The organism is Methylobacterium sp. WL120 (genome assembly GCF_008039465.1).
Lineage (GTDB): Bacteria > Pseudomonadota > Alphaproteobacteria > Rhizobiales > Beijerinckiaceae > Methylobacterium > Methylobacterium cerastii.
Genome location: NZ_VRUT01000075.1, coordinates 1 through 23,589, shown reverse-complemented (window position 1 = coordinate 23,589; position 23,589 = coordinate 1). Strand labels below are relative to the sequence as shown.

General features: G+C 64.7%; 21 protein-coding genes and 4 pseudogenes. 9 read left to right on the top strand and 16 right to left on the bottom strand.

The features are described from left to right. Window positions 1-140 (bottom strand): annotated as a pseudogene (locus FV229_RS15155) (IS3 family transposase); the annotation flags it as partial. Window positions 141-206: 66 nt separating this feature from the next. Between FV229_RS15155 and FV229_RS15150 the strand changes: the two are divergent. Both FV229_RS15150 and FV229_RS15145 read left to right on the top strand, forming a co-directional pair. Next, window positions 207-545, top strand: a pseudogene (locus FV229_RS15150) (DUF938 domain-containing protein); the annotation flags it as partial. After that, window positions 542-1,270: pseudogene (locus FV229_RS15145) on the top strand (SDR family NAD(P)-dependent oxidoreductase). The pseudogenes FV229_RS15150 and FV229_RS15145, both read left to right, overlap by 4 nt. A gap of 136 nt (window positions 1,271-1,406) precedes the next feature. Here the strand turns inward: FV229_RS15145 and FV229_RS15140 are convergent. From FV229_RS15140 to FV229_RS15130, 3 genes are all read right to left on the bottom strand, one after another. Further along, on the bottom strand, window positions 1,407-2,597 hold the full coding sequence (locus tag FV229_RS15140) for an amidohydrolase family protein (protein ID WP_147752775.1): 1,191 nt from the start codon (window positions 2,595-2,597) through the stop codon (window positions 1,407-1,409). 13 nt (window positions 2,598-2,610) lie between these two features. Next, the gene (locus FV229_RS15135) at window positions 2,611-3,723 is read right to left on the bottom strand and encodes a hypothetical protein (RefSeq protein WP_147752774.1); all 1,113 of its coding nucleotides are present in this window, start codon (window positions 3,721-3,723) and stop codon (window positions 2,611-2,613) included. A gap of 431 nt (window positions 3,724-4,154) precedes the next feature. Further along, window positions 4,155-5,114: a TAXI family TRAP transporter solute-binding subunit gene (locus tag FV229_RS15130; protein ID WP_147752773.1), complete on the bottom strand. Its 960-nt coding sequence runs from the start codon at window positions 5,112-5,114 to the stop codon at window positions 4,155-4,157. Window positions 5,115-5,294: 180 nt separating this feature from the next. Between FV229_RS15130 and FV229_RS15125 the strand changes: the two genes are divergently transcribed. Continuing rightward, the gene (locus tag FV229_RS15125; protein ID WP_147752770.1) at window positions 5,295-6,659 is read left to right on the top strand and encodes an amidohydrolase family protein; all 1,365 of its coding nucleotides are present in this window, start codon (window positions 5,295-5,297) and stop codon (window positions 6,657-6,659) included. 98 nt (window positions 6,660-6,757) lie between these two features. On the opposite strand, the gene FV229_RS15120 is transcribed toward FV229_RS15125, so the two are convergent. Then, window positions 6,758-7,747, bottom strand: coding sequence for a zinc-dependent alcohol dehydrogenase family protein (locus tag FV229_RS15120; RefSeq protein ID WP_147752769.1), 990 nt, complete (start codon window positions 7,745-7,747; stop codon window positions 6,758-6,760). 126 nt (window positions 7,748-7,873) lie between these two features. Between FV229_RS15120 and FV229_RS15115 the strand changes: the two genes are divergently transcribed. From FV229_RS15115 to FV229_RS15105, 3 genes are all read left to right on the top strand, one after another. Continuing rightward, a complete protein-coding gene (locus tag FV229_RS15115) occupies window positions 7,874-8,758 on the top strand; it encodes a LysR family transcriptional regulator (RefSeq protein WP_147752768.1) in 885 nt (294 codons plus the stop codon). Window positions 8,759-9,035: 277 nt separating this feature from the next. Continuing rightward, window positions 9,036-9,770, top strand: a complete 735-nt coding sequence (locus tag FV229_RS15110; RefSeq protein WP_147752767.1) for a substrate-binding domain-containing protein — start codon at window positions 9,036-9,038, stop codon at window positions 9,768-9,770. Between the two features lie 650 nt (window positions 9,771-10,420). Further along, window positions 10,421-10,828 carry a MucR family transcriptional regulator gene (locus tag FV229_RS15105; RefSeq protein ID WP_147752766.1) on the top strand — a complete coding sequence of 136 codons (408 nt, stop codon included), beginning with the start codon at window positions 10,421-10,423 and terminating at the stop codon, window positions 10,826-10,828. A gap of 73 nt (window positions 10,829-10,901) precedes the next feature. On the opposite strand, the gene FV229_RS15100 is transcribed toward FV229_RS15105, so the two are convergent. From FV229_RS15100 to FV229_RS15055, 9 genes are all read right to left on the bottom strand, one after another. Beyond that, window positions 10,902-11,081, bottom strand: coding sequence for a hypothetical protein (locus FV229_RS15100; protein WP_246688209.1), 180 nt, complete (start codon window positions 11,079-11,081; stop codon window positions 10,902-10,904). Continuing rightward, entirely contained in the window at window positions 11,078-11,338 is a 261-nt protein-coding gene (locus FV229_RS15095; RefSeq protein WP_147752764.1) for a hypothetical protein, read from the bottom strand. Before FV229_RS15095 ends, FV229_RS15100 begins: the two co-directional genes overlap by 4 nt. Window positions 11,339-11,653: 315 nt before the next feature. After that, window positions 11,654-11,956, bottom strand: a complete 303-nt coding sequence (locus FV229_RS15085; protein ID WP_147752762.1) for a hypothetical protein — start codon at window positions 11,954-11,956, stop codon at window positions 11,654-11,656. A 57-nt stretch (window positions 11,957-12,013) separates the two neighbouring features. Then, a complete protein-coding gene (locus FV229_RS15080) occupies window positions 12,014-12,217 on the bottom strand; it encodes a hypothetical protein (protein WP_147752761.1) in 204 nt (67 codons plus the stop codon). A 32-nt stretch (window positions 12,218-12,249) separates the two neighbouring features. Beyond that, a complete protein-coding gene (locus FV229_RS15075) occupies window positions 12,250-12,522 on the bottom strand; it encodes a hypothetical protein (protein WP_246688208.1) in 273 nt (90 codons plus the stop codon). Window positions 12,523-13,169: 647 nt separating this feature from the next. Then, window positions 13,170-13,643: a VOC family protein gene (locus FV229_RS15070; protein WP_147752760.1), complete on the bottom strand. Its 474-nt coding sequence runs from the start codon at window positions 13,641-13,643 to the stop codon at window positions 13,170-13,172. A gap of 345 nt (window positions 13,644-13,988) precedes the next feature. Continuing rightward, window positions 13,989-14,747 (bottom strand): helix-turn-helix transcriptional regulator, encoded by a 759-nt coding sequence (locus FV229_RS15065; RefSeq protein ID WP_147752759.1) that lies wholly within the window; start codon window positions 14,745-14,747, stop codon window positions 13,989-13,991. A 91-nt stretch (window positions 14,748-14,838) separates the two neighbouring features. Then, on the bottom strand, window positions 14,839-15,429 hold the full coding sequence (locus FV229_RS15060; protein ID WP_147752758.1) for a class GN sortase: 591 nt from the start codon (window positions 15,427-15,429) through the stop codon (window positions 14,839-14,841). Beyond that, entirely contained in the window at window positions 15,426-17,603 is a 2,178-nt protein-coding gene (locus FV229_RS15055; protein WP_147752757.1) for a marine proteobacterial sortase target protein, read from the bottom strand. The genes FV229_RS15060 and FV229_RS15055 overlap by 4 nt, the downstream gene beginning before the upstream one ends. A 204-nt stretch (window positions 17,604-17,807) precedes the next feature. On the opposite strand from FV229_RS15055, the gene FV229_RS15050 reads away from it, so the two are divergent. Both FV229_RS15050 and FV229_RS15045 read left to right on the top strand, forming a co-directional pair. Next, window positions 17,808-18,803, top strand: a complete 996-nt coding sequence (locus FV229_RS15050) for an isocitrate lyase/phosphoenolpyruvate mutase family protein (RefSeq protein ID WP_246688207.1) — start codon at window positions 17,808-17,810, stop codon at window positions 18,801-18,803. A 474-nt stretch (window positions 18,804-19,277) separates the two neighbouring features. Further along, on the top strand, window positions 19,278-20,327 hold the full coding sequence (locus tag FV229_RS15045) for an Ldh family oxidoreductase (protein WP_147752756.1): 1,050 nt from the start codon (window positions 19,278-19,280) through the stop codon (window positions 20,325-20,327). A gap of 96 nt (window positions 20,328-20,423) precedes the next feature. On the opposite strand, the gene FV229_RS15040 is transcribed toward FV229_RS15045, so the two are convergent. Together FV229_RS15040 and FV229_RS15035 are read right to left on the bottom strand one after the other, a co-directional pair. Beyond that, window positions 20,424-21,179 (bottom strand): SDR family oxidoreductase, encoded by a 756-nt coding sequence (locus FV229_RS15040; RefSeq protein ID WP_147752755.1) that lies wholly within the window; start codon window positions 21,177-21,179, stop codon window positions 20,424-20,426. A 352-nt stretch (window positions 21,180-21,531) separates the two neighbouring features. After that, complete coding sequence (locus tag FV229_RS15035; RefSeq protein ID WP_147752754.1) at window positions 21,532-22,692, bottom strand: hypothetical protein; 1,161 nt, start codon at window positions 22,690-22,692, stop codon at window positions 21,532-21,534. A 757-nt stretch (window positions 22,693-23,449) separates the two neighbouring features. On the opposite strand from FV229_RS15035, the pseudogene FV229_RS15030 reads away from it, so the two are divergent. Further along, a pseudogene (locus tag FV229_RS15030) lies at window positions 23,450-23,589 on the top strand (IS3 family transposase); the annotation flags it as partial.

Here is a 23,589-nt window from a genome sequence, read left to right as displayed (position 1 = left end):
TCACGCCGCCACCGGTAGTACGTCACCGAACTCACACCGAGCGCGCGGATTGCATCGGCCACGCTCTGGCCCTGTGAGATCAGCACGTCCGCCTGACGGAGCTTCGCGACGATCTCCTCGGGCTTCGGGTGTTTTGCCATCTCGTCCGTCCTCCAGGCTCAAAAGCCATACCAAAGGGCGGACCACTTCAATGGGGGCTGACCACGGTCGTCGCGATCAACATGATCCACATCGCACCCTGGGACGCGACCATTGGGCTGATGGCTGGGGCGGAAGCGACGCTCGCGGAGGGTGGTGTGCTCTACCTGTACGGTCCTTTTCGGGAGGGTGGCGCGCACACCGCTCCGAGCAACGCCGCGTTCGACGACAGCCTGCGCGCCAGGAATGCCTCCTGGGGGATCCGCGATAGCGAGGCGGTCGTAGCAGCCGCCCGAGCGCACGATCTGCATCTGGCCGAGCGCGTCGCGATGCCAGCCAACAATCTCAGTTTGATCTTTCACCGAGGGCGCCGAGGCTCAGCCGTAGACAGGGAGTCCACGCTTTGACCGCCTCGCCTCAGACCAGCGCGGTCATCATCGGTGCGTCCGGAGGCATCGGCGGGGCCTTGATCCGCGCGCTCGCCGAGGCTGCGGCCTACGCGCCAATCTTCGCGCTCTCCCGCTCGGAGGCGTCAGTCCCAAAGGGCGTCCGAACTCTCCCGATCGACCTGACAGACGAGGCGACGGTTGCGGCGGCGGCGGCCAGGGTCGGCGAAGCCGGACCAGTCGGTCTGGTCATCGTCGCCACCGGCCTTCTCCACCGGACAGGCATCTCGCCCGAGAAGACGGTCAAGGCGCTCGATCCCACCGCGATGGCCACTGTCTTCTAAGTCAACACGATCGGCCCCGCGCTCGTCGCCAAGCATTTCGTGCCCCTGCTGGCACAACGGGAGCGATGCGTGTTCGCCGCCTTGTCGGCGCGGGTCGGGTCGATCGGCGACAATCGACTCGGCGGCTGGTACGCCTATCGCGCCTCGAAGTCGGCGCTGAACCAGATTCTGCGAACGCTCGCGATCGAGGTTGCCCGCAGCCGACCGGAGGCGATCGTCGTGGGGCTACATCCTGGCACGGTGGCCTCTGGTCTGTCTCGGCCCTTTCGTCCGGACTCGACGGCCGACGGCCTCTTCTCACCCAAGGAGAGTGCGGCGCATCTCCTGCGCGTGCTGGATGGCCTCAACGCGGACGACACCGGCGGCGTCTTCGCCTGGGACGGTTTGCTGATCCCCGCCTGAGCGCGGCCCCGGCTCAAATGGATGGACAGTTTTGCGAATCCGACGCCGGCGGCAGTAGCATCGAGGCGTTCCGGTTTGCGTTCTCTTCAACCAGAGTACTGGTGGCGTTACGCGAGGGTTCACCCTTGCGTACCTGCTACGGCATTACCCCCGCAGCGGTCAGTCGGCCTGCCAGCCTTGGATAGATCCGAAGCGCATTGCGCGCGTAGATCTTAGCGCGGTCGGCGTCTGGGATCGCGGCGGCCTCAACGTAACGCTTGGTGTCGTCGAAGGCGTAGCCGGTCTCGGGATCGATCCCGTTGACGGCGCCGACCATCTCGGAGGCGAACAGCACGTTGTCGGTCGGGACGACCTTCAAAAGGAGGTCGATCACGGGCTGGTGGTAGACGCAGGTGTCGAAGAAGACGTTGCGCATCAGCTCCGAGATCGGGGGCCGCTTCAGGTCCTGCGCGAGTCCGCGGTAGCGGCCCCAGTGATACGGCACCGCGCCGCCGCCATGGGGAATGATCAGGCGCAGGGTCGGGAAGTCCTTGAACAGGTCGGAGGTCACGAACTGCATGAAGGCGGTGGTATCGCCGTTCATGTAGTGGGCGCCGGTCGCATGGAAGTTGCGGTTGGCCGAGGCGCTGACATGGATCATGCCGGGCACGTCGAGCTCGACCATCTTCTCCCAGAGTGGATACCAGAACCGGTCGGACAGAGGCGGATCCGTCCAGAAGCCGCCCGACGGGTCCGGGTTGACGTTGCAGCCGACGAAGCCGAGCTCCCGCACGCAGCGCTCGAGTTCCGCCGTGCAATTCTTCGGCGATACGCCCGGCGTTTGCGGGAGCTGGCAGACGCCGACGAAGTTGCGCGGCATCAGCTTTGCCACGCGGTGGATCATGTCGTTGGACACGATCGACCAGTCGAGGCTGGTGCGGGCGTTGCCGATGTGATGTCCCATGCCGCCGGCCCGCGGCGAGAACAGCGCCAGCGAGATGCCGCGCGCGGTCTGGAGCTTGACCTGCCGGTCGGCCACGCTCCCTCGCACCTCGTCGTCGCTCACGGTCAAGGACGAGGGTGCAGGCGATTGCGCGGGGTCGTTGATCGCGTCGATCTGGCGCTTGCGCCAGTCCAGCATCGCAGGCGGTTCGGTCGTGTAGTGCCCGTGACAATCGATCACGAGGCCTGTGTAGGGTGCATGCTCGACGACGCCCTGAGCCACGGCAGAGCCGGACTGCGCGGTTAGGGCAGCGACGCCGCCGCCAGCGAGCCCGCGCAGGAAGCCGCGGCGCGGGAGACAGCAGGTACATGCGTTCGGCGGATTCGGATCCGAGTCGGCGATCATCATGGCGGGGTCCTCACGGTGCGACCGTGCGTTTTCGCAGAACCATGTCGCCTCGGAACAGGAACTTCTGGGCGCGCTTGCCGGTGTCGACCTCGGTGGTGAACACGTTGCCCTTGGAGTCCACGGCAAGGTTGTGGACCCAGTGGAAGTCGCCCGCCTGCCGGCCGTTGCGTCCGAAGCGACCGAGGATTTCACCGGTGTCGCGACTGAGCGTGCGGACCTCGTTGTTCGCCCCGTCGGCGTTAATTAGGTAGGTCTCGCGCTCGTCGGGCCAGAGGGCGAGCTCCCACACCGCGCCGTTGGCCCGCGTGCCGCGCTCGACGAACATCTCCTTCACGAAGCTGCCGTCCTTGTGGAAGACCTGGATGCGGTTGTTGGTCCGGTCACAGACATAGACCAGACCGTCACGGGCGATCTGGACGCAGTGGACTGGATTGCGGAACTGCGCTGCCGGCGCAGCCGCGGGATCGTAGGGACCGAGCTTCTCGTCGGTCGGCGGCTTACCGTAAGCGCCCCACATCCGCTTGAACGCGCCCGTCTCGGCGTCAAACACGATGACCCGATGGTTGTAGTAACCGTCGGCGACGTAAAGCTCGTTGGTCTCGGGATCGACCTGCATTGCGGCAGGCTTGCCGAGGCGCGAGACGTCCTGGCTGTCCGTCTGCGCGCCAGATTTGCCGATCTGCAGGACGAACCGGCCGTCCTGGGTGAACTTCAGGATCTGGCCGTCGGTGTCACCGTTCCCCGCTAGCCAGACGAAGCCCTTGTGGTCGATGTGGATGCCATGCTCATTCGTGGGCCATTCGTAGCCCTGGCCTGGGCCGCCCCAGGACTTCAGCAGCGTGCCGGCCTGGTCGAAGACAAGGACGGGCGGTGCCGGCTTGCAGCACCGAGTCCGCGGCGGATCGAGGCTTGCGGCCTTCTCGTCGTCAGTGAGCGTCCGTGGCCGCTGCACGACCCAGACGTTGTCCTGCGCATCTACGGCGACGCCGGCGGCCTGCCCCATGATCCAGTCGTTCGGCAGGCGTTTGGGCCAAGCCGGATCAACCTCGAAGTGTAGTGGCTCCTCCGCATGGACCGGTAGGGCGAAAACGATCGCGACCACGGCCGCAAGGCGTCGCAGCATGCAGGTTCCTCCAGCGATCTTATATCTGGCGTGATCGCTTTGTCTGGTGCCATTGAGGGCCATCGGACGGCGTTCGTCCAGCGACCAGGCTTTAACTTCGGGCCGCATTGTTTTTCGCGGCGCGATCCCGCCAGCCACTTCGCAGCCGTCTGGATGCCGGCGGCCGTACGGATCGCGTCGGGGCTCAGAGAACCTACGGGATCGTGGCGGGGGCGCCCGTCCCGCTCGGCCGAGAAATCGTCTCCGGCGATTTGTGCGGGTCGATCGCGGAGCGGCCAGTGACGTCGAGAGCATCGGTGCAAACGCCGCGACGGCGGTGCACGGATCGCAGCTGATCTCGCGCGACCTTGCGGACCGACCGGTTCGAAAGGCGGGTCTCCCCGCTTCGGCTTGGCCCTGGATGCAGCAACTCGGCAACGGTCGTACGGTGATCACTTCGGAGCCGCGCCGGCCTCTCGGAGATATGCGGCGGTCGCCGGATGGAGCCACCCTGCCGGCACGTTCGAGACCAGGTTGCGCGGATCGCTCTCGCGGCCCTGCGGATAGTTTTGAGCCAAGGTCTCCCGCCCGCGGTCGATCGCCCGCACGAGCCTGGCAACGGCAATGTCATCCAGGCCTGGTCGGGCAAGGATGAAGCTCCAGGAGCCGACGGTCTCGATCTCGGCATCCTGCCCACGGAAGGAACCAGCCGGGACCGTCAGGGGACGCATCGAGGCGCGAAGGGCCAGGATTTGCGGGATCGCCTCAGGCGCCGGGCCGAAGAAGCGGGCGCCTCCGGGGGCCTCCGCCAAAGTTTTGAAGCCCGGCCAGCCAAGGCTCGCCCCCCAGAGCGCAGCGGCGCGACCATCGAGAACCTGAGTGGCGCCGTCGGCGGCATCGTCGAGGAGGATCGGCGTGATGTCGCGCTCTGGATCGATGCCGGAACCCTGAAGCACGATCCGCCCCATGATCGTGAACCCCGAGCCGCGCGTACCGAGGGCCACCGTACGACCGCGCAGATCGTGGACACTTCGGACCGGACTGGCGGCTGGAACGACGAACATGCCGGGCGAGGCGTCGATGGGGGCCACGACCGATAAACGATCGCCGTCGTCGCTCTGGGCAGCCAGTGCTTCGTAGGCGTACTCACCTTGAACGAGGGCGAGGTCGAGCTTGCCCGCTTTGAGCAGGGTGAGGTTCTCCGTCGAGCCCTTCGTGATCTTCGCATCGACAACCAAACCCGGATCGACAGCGTGGACGGCGGCAATCAGTGCTCGGCCAAAGGCCGGAAATGAACCACCCGGCGTTGCCGTCCCCAAAGTCAGACGGAGCCCGGACTCGGTCTGCTGCGCCAGCGCGCGTGGGATCGTGGCGAGGCTTGCCATGCCGAATAGCACTGCGCGCCGCTGCATCATGGCCCCCCCGCACATGGGCACGTCGTGATGGACTAGGCGCGCGGACCGAGCGGCACGCCTCGACAAACCCGATGACATCCCGTCAGATCGACGAACAAAGCCTATCGCGGGATCCAAGGTCGTACGCCAGCAAAGGCGACCTGCAATGTCCCGTGATCGATCCGGGAGGATAATGCGATGCGATGGAATGCGTTGCTGCCGGCCTTGGCCGTTGCCACGACCCTGTCCTGCGTTGACGATGCAGCCGCAAGACCGCTCGCCTTCACCGGGGTCCGGCTGATCGACGGTCAATCGTCTAAACCGATCGAAGACGCGGTGCTGATCGTCGACGGCGAGCGCATCGTCACTGCGGGTTCACGCACGACCGTCGTGGTGCCGTCCGATGCCGAGATCCGGGACCTGCATGGGCGCACGATCATGCCAGGGCTGATTTCGGACCACTCGCATGTCGGCATCGTGCACGGTGTCGACGTGGGCGCCCAAAACTACACGCGTGAGAACATCCTCGCTCAGCTCAAAGCCTACACAGCTCGGGGCGTCACCACAGTCATGGCCCTTGGACTCAATGGGGCGATCATGCCTGAGATCCGTGCTGAGGCGCATGCCGGACGCATTCCCGGCGCCGACCTGTTCGGCGTCGACCGCGGCATCGGCGTTCCCGATGGGGGACCGCCCCAAGCGATGGTCCGCGTAAGCCCAGATCAGCTCTTCCGCCCGGCGTCCGCCGAAGAGGGCCGCGACGCGGTCCGCGCGATGAAGGAGCGCGGCACCGACATGGTGAAGCTCTGGCTCGACGACTTCGGGGGCTCAGTGCCGGCCAAGATGCAGCCGGCCGTCTACGCAGCGGTGATCGACGAGGCCCATCGCCTAGGCTTGCGGGTCGCGGCGCATGTCCACGACCTCGAAGACGCGCGTGCCGTCGTCCGGGCCGGGGCCGACGTGTTGGCGCACGGCGTCCGCGACAAGCCGGTCGATCCGGACTTCGTCACGCTGCTTGAGGCTCGCCACACCTGGTACATCGCGACACTCGCCCTCGACGAAGCGACGTTCGCCTACGCCGATGCGCCGGCCTGGGCACAGACGCCCTTTGTCAGGACGGCACTCTCGCACGACCTCAAGGCTCGGTTCGACGACCCCGTTTGGCAACGTGACACGCGTTCGAGCACCAAGGCGCAGGGCGCCCGCGACTCCCTGGCCATGAACCTCGCCAATCTGAAAGTCCTGAAGGACGCTGGTGTCCGGATCGGATTCGGGACCGACAGCGGCGCGGCGCCCGAGCGGGTCCCGGGCATGGCGGAACACCGCGAGTTGGTGTTGATGGTTCAGGCCGGGTTCGCGCCTATGGAAGCGTTGACCATAGCAACGTCGCAGGCTGCCGACCTTCTCGGCCTCCGCGATCGCGGCCAGCTGGAAGCCGGACGCCTTGCCGACTTCATCATCCTTTCCGCGGACCCGTCCGAGGACATTGCGAATAGCACCCGGATCATCGAGGTCTGGCAGCGCGGACGACTGCAAGAGCCAGGCTCGTCGGCTTCGCCATGATCCGGCTCCGACCCAACCTCGCCGGAACGCAGGGGGCATCCGGTTTCCGTAAGCGGACGCTTCCCCATCGGCGGGCTGGCTGAGCCCTCGTGCTGCGGCTAGACCGTGACGACGATCTTTCCGATCTGCTCGTTGCTCTCCATGAACCGGTGCGCCTCGACGATGTCATCGAGCTTGAAGGTTTTGGCGATGACCGGCTTGAGTGCCCCCGAAGCGAGGCCCTCGACGATGTACGCCTTGGCCTTCTTCAGGCGCTCCGGGTTCTTGGTGATCTCGAAAAGTTGGTAGCCGCGTACGGTCAGGTTCTTGCCGAGCAGCGAGAGGACCGGGATCGTGATGGGCGTGGTGTCGAGCGCGCCGTACTGGAAGAAGATCCCGAGAGTACTCAAGCCATCAAGGATCTTACCGACCTCCGGTCCGCCGACCGGGTCGAAGGCGACACGGGCGCCCTTGTCGTCCGTGATCCGCATCACCTCGGCGACGAGGTCCTGCTCCTCCGTGGCGATGACGTGGGCGGCGCCATGGGCCAGGAGCTCGTCGCGCTTGCTGCTGCGCCGGGTCAACGCAACGGGAATGGCGCCGAGGGCCTTCGTGATCTGGATGGCTGCGAGCCCGACACTGCTGGACGCGGCGCGGATCAGGACCGTTTCACCGGTCTTCACGGCGGCGATGTCGATGAGCGCACCGTAGGCGCTCGTGAACATCATCCAGGCGGCGGCCGCCTCCTCCCAGGACAGCGTGTCCGGGTGCTTCACGACACCGATGGCTGGTGCGTTTACGAGTTCACCGTGAAGGCCATACTCCCCCAGCATGAAGCAGGGGACCACGCTGACGGCATCGCCGATTGCAAAGCCCTGGACCTCCGGTCCAACTGCCTCGACGGTGCCCGCGGCCTCGTACCCGAGGATGGCCGGAAAGGTCGGCTCGGTGACGTATTGGCCGTTCCGGAACATCACCTCGGCGCGGTTCAGCCCCATCGCCCTGACCCTGATCTGGACCTCGCCGGCCTTTGGCGCCGGTACCGTGACGTCCTCGACCATAAGGACGTCGGGTGCGCCGATCTCATGGAATCGTACGATGCGCGTCATGAGCCGTTTCCTGTCGCCGATGCCATTCCCTCGGATCGGGAATGGGCTGGTGTCTCGAACCTAGGGGTGGGAGACTGCTGCGATAACCTGCTAGTTTCAGCGCGCGGTGCTGAATGAGACAGAACAATGCGCGCGAGCGAACTCGGTGAGATGTCGACCTTCCTCGCGGTCGCCAAGCATCGCAGCTTCCGGAAGGCCGCGACGGAGCGCGGCGTCGCTTCCTCGGCGGTCAGCCATGCCATCCGCAGCCTTGAGGAGCGCATCGGCGTTCGGTTGCTCCAGCGTACGACCCGATCCGTCGCCCTGACCGACGCGGGCGAACGCTTCCTCGCCGAGCTTTCACCCGCCTTCGAGCAGATCGCGAGGGCCCAGGAGAGCCTGAACACCTTCCGGGAGACCCCGTTTGGCACCGTCAGGATCAATCTGCCAACCTCGATTGCCCCCTTCCTGCTGCGCGACGTCATGGTCGCGCTGATCGAGGAGAACCCAGGTCTGAAGCTCGACGTCGTGGCGACCGACCGCCTGATCGACATCGTCGAGGAGGGCTTCGACGCCGGCATTCGGTTCGGCGAGGTCCTGTCCCGGGACATGGTCGCCGTCCGGATCGGCCCGGTGCAGCGTCTCGTCGTGGTGGGCTCGCCGGATTACCTGAGTAAGAACCCGCGTCCGGAGCACCCGCGCGACCTCGCCCGCCACATCGGCATCCGGTACCGCTTCCCCAGCGGCAGGATGTTCAACTGGCGGTTCGAGCGGGGGGGCGAGGCTATCGAGGTCGAAGTCGACGGCCCGATCACCCTCGATGACCAGGGCCTGATGATCGAGGTGGCCACCAAGGGAGGCGGCCTCGCCTACGTTTGGGAGGATCGCGCCAGGCCGTACCTCGATGCCGGGACGCTGGTCCTGTGTTTAGAGGATTGGTGCCCAGTGAAGGGCGACCTGTTCCTCTACTATCCGAGCCGGCGGCATGTCTCCGGAGGTCTCAGGATCCTGATTGATCGCATGAGGATCTGATGACGAGGACGGAATGAACTGAGGTGGCGGGGGATGCGTGAGATGGTGGTCGCTTCGGCGAAGATCTTACCGAAAGTGGACTGGCTAAAATCCACCTTGAGTGGTCATCCCGCTTCCGACTCAACCAGGCTGCGTCGAACGCGTGTCCCCGCCTCCCGAAACCGGCCCTGCCCCAGATACGCATTGGTCCCGGCTTGGGGTGGCAAGCAGATCCATCAAACGCTACCGAGGATGCTGCTGGTGGCCATTCCGCCTTTTACTGAACGACGCCCACACCATGACCTCGCCGAGCGATAGCAGACCTACGGTCACCGTTCTGATCTCCGGAGGCTTCGACCTAGCCTATCGAAAGGCGATCCCGGACTTCGAGCAGGAGACAGGCATCAAGATTGAGACGCGGTCGGGGGCCTCGCAAGGAAGTGGCCCGAAGACGATACGCTACCAGCTTGACCATGGTGCCGAGGTCGATGTCGTCATCCTGTCGAACGAAGGGCTTCATGAACTCATCGACGCGAACCTGATCGCCGAGGGCTCGATTGCCGAACTTGCGACCGCCCCCCTCGCGGCTGCCGTGCAGACGGGCGCGCCGAGGTCCGATGTCAGTTCAGTTGCGGCGCTCACCCAGACCTTACTGGATGCCCGCCTCGTCGTGATGCCGGCCAGCACCAGTGGCCTCTTCATCCAAAGGGAAATCCTTCCAGCGCTCGGCGTCGCCGACAAAGTTCGTTTGAAGGTCTATCCACGAGGAACGGACTCTGCCGCCGCGCTGGCAGCAGGCGAGGCTGATCTTGCGTTGGGTCCCATCAGCGAACTCGTCAATAGTCCTGGCGTCGAGCCGGTTGGGGTTCTTCCTGACGAGGTTCAACTCGTCCAAACGTTCAGCGCAGCAATGAGGGCGACGGCCAAAAACCCGGATCTGGCGAAACGGCTGATTGCTTTTCTACAGTCCGACAAGGCCGAAGCCGCGGTGAGACAAGTCGGGATGGAGCCGCTCCGGTCAGGTCGTGGATAGCCTGCCTAGGATGCTGAGTCGTCTGCTTCGATGCTTATGCCCTTCAAGAGCGGACGGGCAGAAAACCACCCAACCCGGTCGTAGAGCGGACCTGGCGGTGCCGACCCAACTCGGCCGCACGACACGACATCGTCGTTGCCGGAAAGCGGACGTAAGCCTCCGCTCTTTGGGACGGCAGGTAATCGCCGAAAGCCCGCGGCTTGGTTTCTGTAGTGTCATGCGCCAAGCCTGATTGAGGCTTGGCGTCCTCACCCACACCTCTGCCGTAAGCAGCAGTAGGCCCCCGAGCCGATGAGATGGGGCGTCAGGCTGAGGCCGTTCCTACAACCGCTAATTGCAGGCTTGAAGGTCGAGGCCGAGGCTCGCAAGAGGTGCCTAAACCCACGCTTATACAGGCAAAATGGCAGCGTCTCGATCCTCACGGTATCCCATTGCAGCCGGGATGAGCCCGTTAATCAATTCTAAGTAGATTGCATCCATCAATCAATTCGCGCAGAAGTTGTGTTTTGGGATCCCAAGCGCATAATCGTCCGACGGCAGGCTGACTTGCCGCGACCGTCCAGGGTGATCGACGACGGAAAACATCCTGCGCTCGGCGACAGCACGTTTGGACACGCACCCACCAGACAGCATTCGGAAGGAGACGAGCCGTGCAGACCACGACAGACCCCATTGAGATCGCCGCCAAGATCCTCACCGCCTACTTGGCGCGCAACTCTGTCCCGGCGGCGAGCCTGCCTGACCTGATCCGCACGGTTCACGGCTCGATCACGGGGCTGACCACTCCGCAGAAGCCAGTGCTGACGAAGCCGACCGATGCGGAGATCCGTAAGTCGATCTCGCCGGACGCCATCATCAGCTTCGAGGACGGCAAGCCCTACAAGGCGCTGCGCCGACATCTCACGATGAGAGGGCTGTCGCCCGAGGCCTACCGCGCCAAGTGGGGCCTCCCGGTCGACTATCCCTTTGTCTCGCCCAGCTACAGCGCGCGTCGCTCCCTGATCTCCCGCACCATCGGGCAGAACCAGCGCCTGCGCTTTCAGCAAGCGGCAGAGTGATCCCAAGACTTGCTCGGCGCTTCCCACCGACACCGCGCCGGTTCGCACTTGGCCGGCGCGGTGTCGGCAGGCTTCACTGAATCGTTTCAGGGCTGGTCAGCAGCCCGATGAGCCGGGCAAGTGCGAGGAAATTGGCATCGCTGAGCTGTTTCCCATCTACCAGCCATAGGCCGAGATCATCACCGGTCGGCTCTACCTTCCAGCCCATTGCGCGGATAGCGACAGCGGCTTCTTGAAGGAGGACGTCGCTCACGGTGCCTCCGTACATCCTAGCAGGATGGCGCTCCGCACCATGCCGCGCCGGAACTTCTCCGTCCGGTCTGGATCGGTCACCGCCGCGCGCGCCGGCTCGTACGCTTTCACAGAGGCTGCAGGGTCCATCGTGTGCCCGTTGGCGAACCGGAACAGGCTCACTGACGCGTCCTTCATAAACACGTCCACGGCAGCGTTCACCTCGTCATCGGTGACGATTTTGACCTTGAGCAGGTCGCTGGTGATCGTGATACTCACTACCACCACTCAGAAGGCGCCATCAGTACTGCAAGGCATCTGCGTCACCGTGATCGAAGGATTTCAGGGTTCGATAGGATCTATCGATGGTAGGTCGTAGCGCTCCTTGAGCTCGGCACGCCCGCTTTCGGTGATCCTGTACTCGCTGCAGTTTGTTCTCGGGTCCGTGCGACCGGTGGCGACGACCAGGCCCAGTACCTCCAGACGCCGCATGTAGGCGTGCACTTTGTAGAAGCGTGCCCCAGTCTGAGCTAGGGTCTGAAGTCGATAAAGGCTGCCTGGCGGGAGCTTGTACATCGACCGGTAGCCTTGATGTCAGCGCTGCACCGCTTCGATATCGTCCTCGTAGATCGAGTCCGGCTGGCAAGCGTGCCACTGCTTCTTCTCGTCGCCCTGGCCTTTGCGGCCCCAGCAGTAGCCAGCTTGCGCCAGGCGACCGCTCAAGCGATCGCGGAGCCGGCATTGCTCTCGGGCGACGTCGGCATCCCCTGATCCCTCGCACGCCCGCGAGGCCTTCACTTCTGCCGTCAGCAGCTCTGGGACAGTCGGCATTTGCTGCTGCGCGCCGGCACCTCCGGTGGTGACGACGAGAGCGAGGACGGCGATGGCTATGCGCATCGCGGCAGGATAGCCGCCGAGGTCTGGTTGTCGAGCATCGAAGGCTTGATCCGGCGATCACTGATCCCGAGCCGTGGTCGCCCGATCGCCTTCAAGTGGCCCCCTGGAGCCCGGGACCAAGCCGCTATCGATCAACCAGAGAGCTAGCATCGCGCCGGCGATCAGCGTGGCAAGCGATCCGAGCCTTCCGATATGCCGTCGCGTGACGAACATCACGACCAGGATGGCGAGCAAAGCCAACAGAAGCGCGAGCATCAGCATGGGCGGATCTCATTCATCGGTAGTGCGCTCGCCTACTCGACCGCTTCTGGATGCAGCGAAGGTGTGCCGCAATAACCCCGGGAGATCAGCGGACAACCATCGTGGACGCGGCGATGCATCAGCGTGCGTTTCACAACTGCGGCGTACGATCCGGCGACCGCGACGCGGCCGTGGCATGACGGACAGCGCTTTTCGGCCGTACCGTATGTCCCCTGCGCCTCAATGAGACTGACAGCCAACCAGGCGCCGTCGACCTTCACTTCGCAGCGGTTCGCGTTTGGTTTGGTCATGGCCTGATCTGACACGCGGGCGCTCCTTCAACCAGTGCGCAGTGGCCACGGTTGGAAAGGCTTATGTCTGCATAAGCTGTCACACAGTGTCAGCAAGTCGGTTCAGATGACGATGATGGGCAGCGAACAGGGGTCGGCGCCTCGCACCGGTCTTTGGCCTGCGTATTCCCCAACGCGTAAGCGCAGCACCCAGCCCTTGCAATTGCACCTTTAATTGCAATTCTACCAGAGGTTGCAATTTGGCTTCGGACCAAGGGGTGCCTCGATGTCTTCCATTTGTGCGACGCACGTCGAAAGCAATAAGCTGAACCTGTCGATGCCATTGCTAATGGCAGCGGTGATCCCATATTATCTTATCTGTATTCTTTTCGTCATCTGCGCTTCACCATTCCTTCTGCTTTCTGTCCCCGTAGAATATATATTAAAAGAAAAACCAAGAGAGCACGGGAATTGCGTTGTAGCGCTTATGGCAATGTCAGTCTTAAGCACAATAATTTTGCCGACAGTGGCAATTGTCTCCTATATTTTGTAATTCTTGTTATAAAAAGTAGTGAGTTTTTGATATTTATTTTCTATAGCGGGCGTCGCCGAACAGTTTTAGCGTCGCCTTCGGTGCAGCACGCGCTTGATCAAGATGGCAAGCGGTCCCCCGCCCGGCCGGATTAGAGATATTGGACGGAGGCTGGCGGTTGCATGAATTCGATCGTCGCGCCGTCAGGGCCAACGGCGTAGATCACTCGCGTTCCAGCCCGTGCGCCGCTCGCGATCGACTGCGGAATGCCTTGAGCCTTCCAGCCGTAGGCAGCGATCCGCACCAGGAGCGCGTCGATGTCATCGACAACAAGTGCGAGATGAGCGAAGCCAGGGTCGAACGGCTTAGCTGGCACGCTTGGTCGGTCCGGACCCTGATACTCCAGGAGTTCGATCGTCTGGTCCGCCAACGAAACGATTGCCATGCGCACCTTCGCCCCATGTGCCCCGGTCACCTGACCAAGGAACTCTCCCCCCATCTCGCCTGTCCGCACAAGCCGCGCGCCAAGCCCATCGACCCAGAACCGAAGGGCCTCGTCGAGGAAGGCAACCGCGAAGCCGACATGATCGGCGCGCCGTACGTGGATGTTCGTCTGTTCCGTCATGAGATACGACCTACCGGCAAACGGGCCATTCGTCTGCAACGGGTCGTGGCACGTCCTTCGGCTATGTCCGCTTCAAGGCTTCCGCTGCTCGGAAGCGGACCGACAGGAAACCACCCAGCCCGGTCGTAGACCGGCCCGGTGAATGTTGACCCAACCCGGTTGTGCAATCGGATAAAAATGCATCCCGAAAGCCGGCATCAATTCCGAGGCTCGTGAGTCTCCGAAAGCAATCCATCAGCTTAGTGGACTCTCATTGACGAAAACGGACCACGACCTTTTTACAAGAGCAGGTTTCATTGCGGCGCCGGCGCGCTGACGGCGGGGACCAAACTGGTGTCGTTCCGGCTAGGGAGCGCTTGTGAAGAACGTGGCGTAGCCGTCCGCATGGACGCGATCGAGATGCGCGCGATAGGCAGCGTAAGTCGGCTCATGCGGAGCGACGCGGCCGTATTGCAGTTCGGCCACCTCGCGCTCCGGTAGCAGGGCGAGCGGTGCTGAAGCAGGCGTGAGTTGCGTTCCCCGGCCTGCGTGCAGCGTGGTGAGAATCCCGTACATCTCGCCGCGAATATTGGGACGGCACAACACGGCGAGACGATGCTGCCCGTGCCAGTTGGTCACTAGGTAGATCATGCCGGACTGGCTCGGAACGGCGACACTGCCGGATTGTGCGAACGGCGCATCAATCCGCTCGGCCTCACGGAACACCAAGCGCGCGGTGTCAACATCCCAGGCGATCTCGGTCCGGTAGGCGAAAATCACCCCCGCTGTCTCGAACGACGGGCGTAGGGTGAGGTAGCAGCCCTCTAGCCAGGACACACCCTGCCGCGCGTAAGACCCAAGCTCGTCGGGGGCGTGACGCGGCTCGTCCGGTGGCGGTGCCTGCCCTGTCGGCTGCCGAAGGGATTGGCCCAACGCCTCCTCCAGCCGGATCGTGGTTGCCAGGGTGAACGGCCGGCGGCCGGCGAGCGCCTTCTCCAGGGTCGAGATGCTGAGCCGAGCCTCCTCGGCCAGCGTCTGCCGGGAGATGCGCCGGCGGGCCAGCGCCTCGCGCACGATCTGGGCAATGGCACGGCTCTGCGCCTCGGACAGTTCGACGTCGCTCACGGACAGGGCTCGCTAGGCTTGATCCGCACAGATCCGCACGAAACCGCACATCTGCGCAAGCGCGGCCAAGCTGATCTTCCACGGCGACCCGTCAGGAACGCCCCGGCTCCGACGCCAACTTGGTCTCGACGATCAGCCGCAGCGGGCCGGTCTGCAGCGCCTCCAGGGGCCAGCAGGTGACGAGGTCGAGATGCCGGCCGGGGGCCCGCGGGTCGATGCCCGAGGCATCCCAGCGCGCCACCCGCGTGCCGGTGACGCGGAAGCGCAGGGTTCGGCCGTCGCGGCCCGTCACCGTGACGAGATCGCCGGGGCCGAGCTTTCCCAGCCCCGCGAATTGCGTGTCGCGGTGCGCGGCGAAGACTGCAGTGCCGGGTGCGCCGGCCTCCGGGGTGCCGTCCAGATGGCCGGGGCCGAAGGCCAGGGCCTGCCCGCTTCCGCCCCGCAGGACCACGAAGCTGCGGCCTGCGACGGTGAGCCGGGCGACCGGCTCGGTGTCGGCCCAGGGCCATGGCTTGGTGGGCAGCCCCCCGGACAGGCTGCGGGCGAAGGCACGCTCCAACAACACCTGCGCCAGGGCGGCCTTAACGGGGATCCAGGCGGCCTGCACCGCCAGCCCGAGGCCCGCGAGGGTGAGGAGGGTCGCGAGGGCCCTCCTCAGTCCGGTTCCGAGACGACGGATCATCGCATATCCCCGGTCCGCCAGCCGCCGGACGGCAAGCCGGCACCCAGCAGGAGGCCCAGCAGGGCGAGGAGCAGGCCGAGGCCAAGCTCCAACAACATTCCGGCCCCGGTCTGCGGCAGGTCCACGGCCGCCCCGTCGGAGCTGATGGGCACGATCCGGGCCGCCTTGTCGTCGGCGGGCACCGCGCCGGGCCGGTCCGTGCCGAACACCTTGGCGAAGTCCCAGCCCGCCGGCAGGTTCAGCGGCAGGTCTGCGGCGACGAGAGGCGTGCCCGGTGCCCGGCGCGGGGTGGCGTCGACCGCGACGAGGCTGGTCAGGCGCGTCGTCAATCCATGCTCCAGGGCGAGAGCCAGGATAGTGGCGTCGGCCGTATCTGTGCCGATGCGCCCGGTCATGCGCGCCGTCTCGGTCTCGCCGATCCGGGAGCGCGCCCAGACCTTGGAGATGCCGGCGCCCGCGCCCGCCTCGGCGAGCGGCAGCGTCCGGCTCCAGGCCCGGCCGCTCACCCGGCCCGCGACGGTCACGGTCCCCTCTGCTGCCCCCGGCAGCCGCGCGGCGAAGATCAGCGGCTCGCCGCGGTACAGGTCGGGAAGTGCGCCCGGCGTCACCTCGACGCCCGAGACCGAGAATGTCGCGGTCAGGTTGGTGACGGCGGGGGATTCGAGTTTCTCGTAAAGCGCGCGGGTCCGCTCGCCGACCTGCGCGAGGTCGCGGATCTCCGTGAAGGCCCCGCGACCGATCTCGGCGGCATGGCGCATCAGGTGACCGTTGGGCGCCGAGCCGATGCCGACCATGAACAGGCGCGAACGCCCGAGATTTGCGTGGATCGCCGCGAAGATCCGCTCCTCGTCACCGACGGCGCCGTCGGTGAGAAACACGACCTGGCGTACGCGCCCGTCCTCCGGGTTGAGATCGGCCAGGGCGGCCTTGAGCGGCGCCAGCATCTCGGTGCCGCCGCGTGCCTCAAGGGCGGCGACGTAGCGCTCGGCCACCGCCAGGGCATCCGGCGTCGCCGCGACGGGTTCGGGATGCAGCGCGTCCCAGGTGTCGTCGAAGCGGATGACGTTGAAGCGGTCCTGCGGGGTCAGGCGGCCGAGGCCGGCGAGCAGCCCGGCCTTGGCCTGCCGCATCGAGGCGCCGGACATCGAGCCGGAATTGTCGATGACGAAGGTGACGTCGCGCGCCGGCCGGGCGGCCGCGTCGGCCTCAATCGCGGGCGGGTTCACGGCGGCGAGCAGGTAGGTCCGGCCGGCGACGGCCTCGCGGAACAGGCTGAGGCCCGGCATCCGGTTCGGCACCGGCGCCCAGGTGAGCTCGAGGTCGCGGTCGGCCGGCACGACGCCATCGGCCAGAGTAATAGTGCGGGCCTCCGACCCCGTCTCGGTTACGTGGATCGCGTGGGTGGCGCTGCCAACGGCGCCGACGGCAAAGCCCGCCCGGAGCCGCACCGTGACGGCGACCGGGTTGGTCGGTCGGGAGGCCGACGGGTCGAGTACCGGCGGGCTGATCCGGGCGCGATCCGGAACTGGGTCGCGAGCCGCCTCGGCCGCGCCGTTGAGGGAGACCGCGTCCACCCATGCGGGGGCGGGATTGTAGCGCGGCGCGACCATCAGGGGCAGGCGCAGCATCCGCGTCTCGCCGGAGACGGGGATCGTCTGCTGGTAGGTGATCTGGAGGAGCACCGTCTCGCCGGGACCGATATTGGCGACCGCGTTGGTGAAGACGTTGGGCCGCTCCTGCGCGGTCAGGGCCGCCGACTGCCCAGCCGCCTTCGCGGCCTCGTAGGCGCGCTTGGCCGCCGCCCGCTCGCGGATGTCGGCGACGATCACCCGGGAGCCGACGACGAGCTTCATGCCGTCCACGGCCGCGTCCTCCGGCAGGGGATACACGTAGGTGCCCTCGACCCAGTCCGTACTTGTGTTGCGGAAGGCCTGGGTGACGACCGACCGGGCAGTCGGGCCGCTGACATCGACGCTGATGTCGGTCGCGAGCTGGACGGACTCGACGGGCGCGCCGCCGGTCGACCCGCGCAGCGTCAGGCCGCCCCGGCTCGCCCCCGGCGACGCGTGCGCCGAGGCGAGCATGACGAAAAGCGCCAGCAGGGCAAGGAAGAGCGGCGACAGCGCGGTGTTGCGGGGGAGTTCGACCGCGGATCGTGGAGCGAAGTACGGCATCGGGGAAACCTCCTGCGCCGGCGGATCGAAGCCGGCTCGCCGCCGAAGCTCCCGCGCCCGCCCCTCTGCCACCACGAGAAACTTCGCCCTTTCGCGGGCTGGAACCGCACCCGCCCGCCGCGCCCCGCCGGATCTGTGCGGAGCCGGTGCGGCGGCGTACGCCCCGCGGCGCTCCCCGACGGACATCGCCTTGGCATCGATCGCGTGGACGCGGCGGCGCGGTTCGGTTTTACCTTCGCCGGCATCTTCAACGCCCGCCTGGCGGGGACGGGTGAGAGCCTGGACATGGCTTGGTGGTCGGTGCTCGATCCTCAGCCCCGAATGGCCCAGGATCGCGGACGCGGTGACCACTCGGGTCGCAACTTCGAACTGCGACGAGGCAGGCCGGCGGCGGCGTCAGTCGGAAGATTGTCGGGCTTGACGATGAAGGAACATGCGATGGCCACCACGGCGGAGAAGCGGAGCGCGTTTCGCAGTCTTCACGAAAGCGGCTTCTTCCTCCTGCCCAATGCCTGGGACGGCGGAAGCGCGGTTCGCCTCGCCAAGCTCGGCTTCAAGGCCCTTGCCTCGACGAGTGCGGGTGCGGCTTGGGCTGCCGGCAAGCAGGATGGGGAACTCGGCCTGGAGGCGATCCTCGACCACCTGAGGATGCTTGTCGCCAGCACCCATCTGCCGGTCAATGCGGATTTCGAGAACGGCTTCGCCGACCGTCCGGAGGATCTCGCGCGGAACGTCGTCCTGGCGATCGACACCGGTGTGGCCGCTCTGTCGATCGAGGATTGGTCCGGAACTGCGATGTACGAGACGGATCGCGCCGTCGAACGGATAGCTGCCGCGCGCAGTGCCATCGACGCCATCGATCCCACGGTGATGCTCGTCGGTCGCAATGAGAACTTTCGTGTCCCGGACATGCCGGTCAGTGCCAGCATCGCGCGAGCCGTCGCCTATGCTGAGGCCGGCGCTGACTGCCTTTTTGTCCCGTTTATCATCGACCATGGTGCCGTCGCGGAACTCGTCGCGGCCGTTGCCCCGAAACCGGTCAACGTCGTCGTGCACCAGTACGATGAGGGCATCCGGGCGTTCGCCGAACGCGGGGTCCGTCGTTGCAGCGTGGGCGGAAGTCTCGCCCGAAAGACCTGGGCGGCTTTCGATGCCGTCGCGCAGACCTTGAGGCGCTACGAGGTCGGCGATGGGGCTTGAAGGTTTCGATGCGCAGGTACACGGGCAAAATTCGTTGCATCGCGGCCCCCCTTGTCGGGCGGATCCTGAAGGCCTGAGATGCGAGTTGTCTCGCCATTCAAGGGCCTCGTTCGCAAGGTCGTGATCGCCTGGTAGCGGGTGACCTGACCGCCCGCTGTGGTCTGCGTGTTTTTCGACTTTCGGAAGTGGACTCTTCTCGGTGCCGCCGAAGCCTCAACGAGGACAACCTTATAGGCCGCTTCGCTGCATTGAAGGGCGAAAGCGGCCCGGCGGAACTTAACCCGGCCCTGTCATAGAGAGGCCGGTCAGGAACCGACCCGACCCGGTCGGCTGGATCGCCATACGCGCTTCCCGTAAGGAGCCATTCGTCAACCGTCCGGCAACTTCGGCTCGGGGTGGTACGCCGTCATTGAGCCGCTGCCCCAAAGCCGACATTTACACTCGCTTCTCTCGCCGAGATTTCAGGAGCGACTTATGGCAAGCGCCGCACGCATCCCCGCCGAGAGGCTGCTCGACTTCGTCAGCGCAGTCTACGAGGCCGCCGGCATGCCGGAACCCGATGCGCGGCTCGCCGCCGACACACTCGTCCAAGCCGACCTCTGGGGACACCAGTCGCACGGTGTCATGCGCCTCTCCTGGTATACGGCTCGGCTGAAGGCGGGGGTCTGCGCCTCGGTCGCTCGGCCCGAGACGGTGGTCGACGCCGGGGGCCTCGCGGTAATCGACGGTCACGACGGCATGGGCCAAGTGCTCGCCGCTCACGCAATGCAGGAGGCGATCCGGCGGGCGAAGGCGCACGGCGTTAGCGCGGTTGCCCTACGCAACTCGGGGCACTTCGGCACGGCGCTGTACTTCACTCTGATGGCCGCGCGGGAAGGCTGCGTTGCGTTCCTATCGACCAACGCCAGCCCGGCGATGTCACCGTGGGGGGGCCGCAAGAAGACGGTGGGCACAAACCCGTGGTCTTGGGGCTGCCCGGCTGGCTCGCACGCGCCGATGGTGCTCGACATCGCCAACACCGGGGTGGCCCGAGGCAAGGTCTACCTCGCCAAGCAAAAGGGGCAGCCGATCCCGGAAGGGTGGGCCCTCGACGCGGCCGGTGCGCCGACCACCGACCCAGCGGCGGCCATAGACGGGATCATCCTGCCGATGGCCCAGCACAAGGGTTACGCCATCGCGTTGATGATGGACATGCTCTCGGGCGTGCTCACCGGCAGCGCCTTTGGGGCGCGCGTGACCGGCCCCTACCAGACCGAGCACCGGAGCGGGGCGGGGCAGTTGATGATCGTAATCGACATCGCTCAGATCCAACCGCTGACGGAGTTCAACGCCCGCATGGATCAGTTGATCGCTGACCTGAAGGCGGTGCCGCTGGCGCAGGGGTTCGATGAGGTCTTCTATCCAGGCGAGATCGAGGCCCGCAACGCGGCGCGGAACCGTGCCGAGGGCTTGGCGCTGCCGGAGGATACCCTCGCCGACCTCCACCGACTCGCCGAAGAAACCGGGATCACTCCCGGATGGTAAGGAAGGATCGTTAGAAGCGGTCCATCCCACCTCCGGCAAAGGGGGGTGAGCGGTCTTCACCTCAGAGCCGGAAAGCGGACCTTGGCCCCACTCCCGCTACGTGAGGTTCAAACCTCCATCTGAGAGCAAGATCTCCCCGGTAACATAGTCCGACGCCACCAGCAGTGCGACGGCTTGGGCGATGTCCTCCGGCTTGGCAGCCCGGCGCATGGGCGAACGCTCGCGCCACAGCGTCTGGGCGGCTGTCCAATCCGCCGTCAGGGGGGTGTCCACCAAGCCTGGAGCGACGGCATTCACCCGGATGTCCGGGGCCAACGATACGGCGAGCAGACGGGTCATGTGGTTCAACGCCGCCTTCGATGCGGCATAGGGGATCGATGCGCCCTTGGGTCTGACCCCGGCATGCGAACTGATGTTGACGACGCAGGCCGGCCGACCGCGCCGGGCGGCATCCCGCAACGCGGTTTCGGCTTCTGCCACGAGGTGGAACGGTGCCACCACGTTGACCTCTTGCAGCTCGTGCCAGACCGCCGGCGAGGCGGCCTTGAGGTCGGCGTGAGGGATGACCCGGCTGATGCCGGCGTTGTTGACCAGAACATCGAGTCGGCCCCAGCGGGCGATGGCCTGCCGCACCAGCCTGACCCTGTCGGCGTCATCGGCCAGATCGGCCTGGACGTAGGCGGCCTTCCCGAGTTCGGCGGCCAGAGCGTGTCCCGTCTCCGCGGAACTGCGCGAGTGCAACACGACAGCGTAGCCATCGCTGGACAGCCGACGCGCTATCGCCGCCCCGATGCCGGAGGTGGACCCGGTCACGAGGGCGACGGGCGGCTCATCATCAGGGGCTTGGCTCAAGGGCTATACTCCATCCTGCGGCCATGCGGTCTCGGACCCAATGGCGAACGTGCAATCGCCGCAATGGCCCAACGCGCGGCGTCGTCGGCGGCGTCGGATACCAGAGTTAGCGCGCCCAGAGGCAGACATGCAGGGCGGCTGCAACGGGTCGTGGCCGGTCCCTGCGGCTATGTCCGCTTCAATGCATCGGCTGTCCGGAAGCGGACAATCAGAAATCCACCCAACTCAGACGTTCAGTGCGGGTACGAAGCGTCAGATTTCCACAGCGAGCCGACGGACTAAGCTTTTACCCCGGAGCAATTCGACCTGGACACCCGAGAGCGGAAGGGTGAGCTTTCTCCTATTGAAGCCGCTACTGCGGCTTAGGTACCTCCAAGGACACGGGCTTCCCGCCCAGGCAATGGCGAATGAAATCGTCTTTGAAGAGCAAATGTTCGGGATCCTGCTTCATTCGCAGGCCTTTGTCCGCAAACATCTCGGCCAAGCGCAGGTTGCCTTCTCGCATGGCATCCCTACGCGCTTCCGGCGCGCCGAAGTAGCTGTCCCTTGGGGAGGTGAACTCCCTGAGAATGATGTTGTTGCAGCGGCGTACGCTGTAGCCCATCGAGATAGCCAGCATGGCAAAATAGGTATCTTCGCCGTGCAAGGTATAAGCGGGATCGGGCATCACCACGGGCTGGTGCGACAGACGAAAGTTGCGCACGACGAACATGCTTCCTTTGAGGTCGGTGTTGCCAGTGAACACGTGATTGAGGCGATGGCGTTCGGCGTTATCGGGCTTGACCACCACGTCATCCTTGATGCCGTTAACCTCCAACCCCCAGGGGGATTTCGCAGCGTTGATGGGAAAGAATACGTCGACACCCTCGTAGTTGTGCTCATTCACTGACATCTCGGCGAAAAGGCGCCAGCTGCTGTTATGGTGTTCTTCATCGCTTAGTACGGCGTCATCATCCAGCATGATGCCCCAGCGATGCTCGCTGGCATAGAAATGCTCAAGACATTTGACGCGATTGTTTATTAGTTTCTGATCTTGCGCATTATACCAAAAATCTACGACCCGTTTGAGAACCTTCTTCATTTCAGGGCTATCCCCGACAAGAAAATCGTCGAATTCTTTGAAATTCCAGCCGTTCAAATTCAAGTAAATGCTGACATCAGTTTTTGTCGCCCACCAGATCAGCTGCCGCCGGAAGTTCGTGAAACGCTTCGCCCATAGGGCATCGTTGTCTTTGGGCCGAAAGCAGGTGATGTACGCCCCCCACTGCCTTCGAACGAGCATGGGCACGTGATCCTCATTGATGCGCTCCTCACTGACATGAGGGCCAAATGAGCTCATTGCAGGGCCATGAGTTTCCGGTGCGGCCACCACCATTGGCGTGGCCAAGGAGGGCAGAGCCGGCATCACCACGGGTTGCATTACATCGGTCAGGGCATCACACGCAAAAATGCGATCGCCCGCTGGCGTATGAATGAGAGGCATGAGGATCAGCAACTGGTCTTGTTCCAGCATCGCCCCCACGCATAGCGCACCCTGCGGCTGATCTACGTCCACGAAAGAGACGAGCGCATCAACCTTAAGATCTATTAAGGTTCTACACAGGCGGTGCGCGTCTTGAACCTGCCAAAAACGCTCATCGCGAATCAAAATATGGGAATTAGCTATAAAAATATAAGAAGTAAGATTAAATGCAATCGATTAAAAGGGGAGATCGGCTTCGTCAAAGCCTACTGATATGCCGGTCTGATCGCTGATAAAATTCAATACCTCGGGCAGCGGAGGCACCGGTATCGCCGCCTTTGGTGGTATGTCTGGGCCGCCACTCAAATACATCCTGCGTTGCTGAGCTCTGGTCCACGCCGGTGCAAGTGCGTCTCGATGCCGAGCATGGGCTCGCAACATGGTCTCATGCCACCCGTAGAGTGATTCCTTCGGGGGTTCAGGTGGTGCGGGTTGCTGACCCTTGATGAACCTCGTCATGGCTCGCTGAACAAGCTGCATCGGAGCACTACTATTGCGCAGCAACCCCGTACAGGCACGCAACCGCGGAGCATGTGCAACATGGTTCAAGGCGGGAGCCGTGATCGCTACTCCGCTGGGGCTTGAGAACACGGCAAGATCCGTTGTCGCGTGTACCTGCCATGGACCTTCTGTATCGAAACAAGATAGAAAGTGCTCAGCATCAGCATCTGCGAGGAGATACGGTGGTCAGCCCCCATTGAAGTGGTCCGCCCTTTGGTATGGCTTTTGAGCCTGGAGGACGGACGAGATGGCAAAACACCCGAAGCCCGAGGAGATCGTCGCGAAGCTCCGTCAGGCGGACGTGCTGATCTCACAGGGCCAGAGCGTGGCCGATGCAATCCGCGCGCTCGGTGTGAGTTCGGTGACGTACTACCGGTGGCGGCGTGA

Coding starts and splice junctions, on each gene's coding strand:
- FV229_RS15120 (WP_147752769.1), bottom strand. CDS start 7,747: ATGACGCGCATCGTACGATTCCATGAGATCGGCGCACCCGACGTCCTT.
- FV229_RS15045 (WP_147752756.1), top strand. CDS start 19,278: ATGGCAAGCGCCGCACGCATCCCCGCCGAGAGGCTGCTCGACTTCGTC.
- FV229_RS15110 (WP_147752767.1), top strand. CDS start 9,036: ATGACCTCGCCGAGCGATAGCAGACCTACGGTCACCGTTCTGATCTCC.
- FV229_RS15140 (WP_147752775.1), bottom strand. CDS start 2,597: ATGATCGCCGACTCGGATCCGAATCCGCCGAACGCATGTACCTGCTGT.
- FV229_RS15125 (WP_147752770.1), top strand. CDS start 5,295: ATGCGATGGAATGCGTTGCTGCCGGCCTTGGCCGTTGCCACGACCCTG.
- FV229_RS15130 (WP_147752773.1), bottom strand. CDS start 5,114: ATGCAGCGGCGCGCAGTGCTATTCGGCATGGCAAGCCTCGCCACGATC.
- FV229_RS15135 (WP_147752774.1), bottom strand. CDS start 3,723: ATGCTGCGACGCCTTGCGGCCGTGGTCGCGATCGTTTTCGCCCTACCG.
- FV229_RS15085 (WP_147752762.1), bottom strand. CDS start 11,956: ATGCGCATAGCCATCGCCGTCCTCGCTCTCGTCGTCACCACCGGAGGT.
- FV229_RS15060 (WP_147752758.1), bottom strand. CDS start 15,429: ATGATCCGTCGTCTCGGAACCGGACTGAGGAGGGCCCTCGCGACCCTC.
- FV229_RS15080 (WP_147752761.1), bottom strand. CDS start 12,217: ATGCTGATGCTCGCGCTTCTGTTGGCTTTGCTCGCCATCCTGGTCGTG.
- FV229_RS15055 (WP_147752757.1), bottom strand. CDS start 17,603: ATGCCGTACTTCGCTCCACGATCCGCGGTCGAACTCCCCCGCAACACC.
- FV229_RS15070 (WP_147752760.1), bottom strand. CDS start 13,643: ATGACGGAACAGACGAACATCCACGTACGGCGCGCCGATCATGTCGGC.
- FV229_RS15115 (WP_147752768.1), top strand. CDS start 7,874: ATGCGCGCGAGCGAACTCGGTGAGATGTCGACCTTCCTCGCGGTCGCC.
- FV229_RS15035 (WP_147752754.1), bottom strand. CDS start 22,692: ATGCTGGAACAAGACCAGTTGCTGATCCTCATGCCTCTCATTCATACG.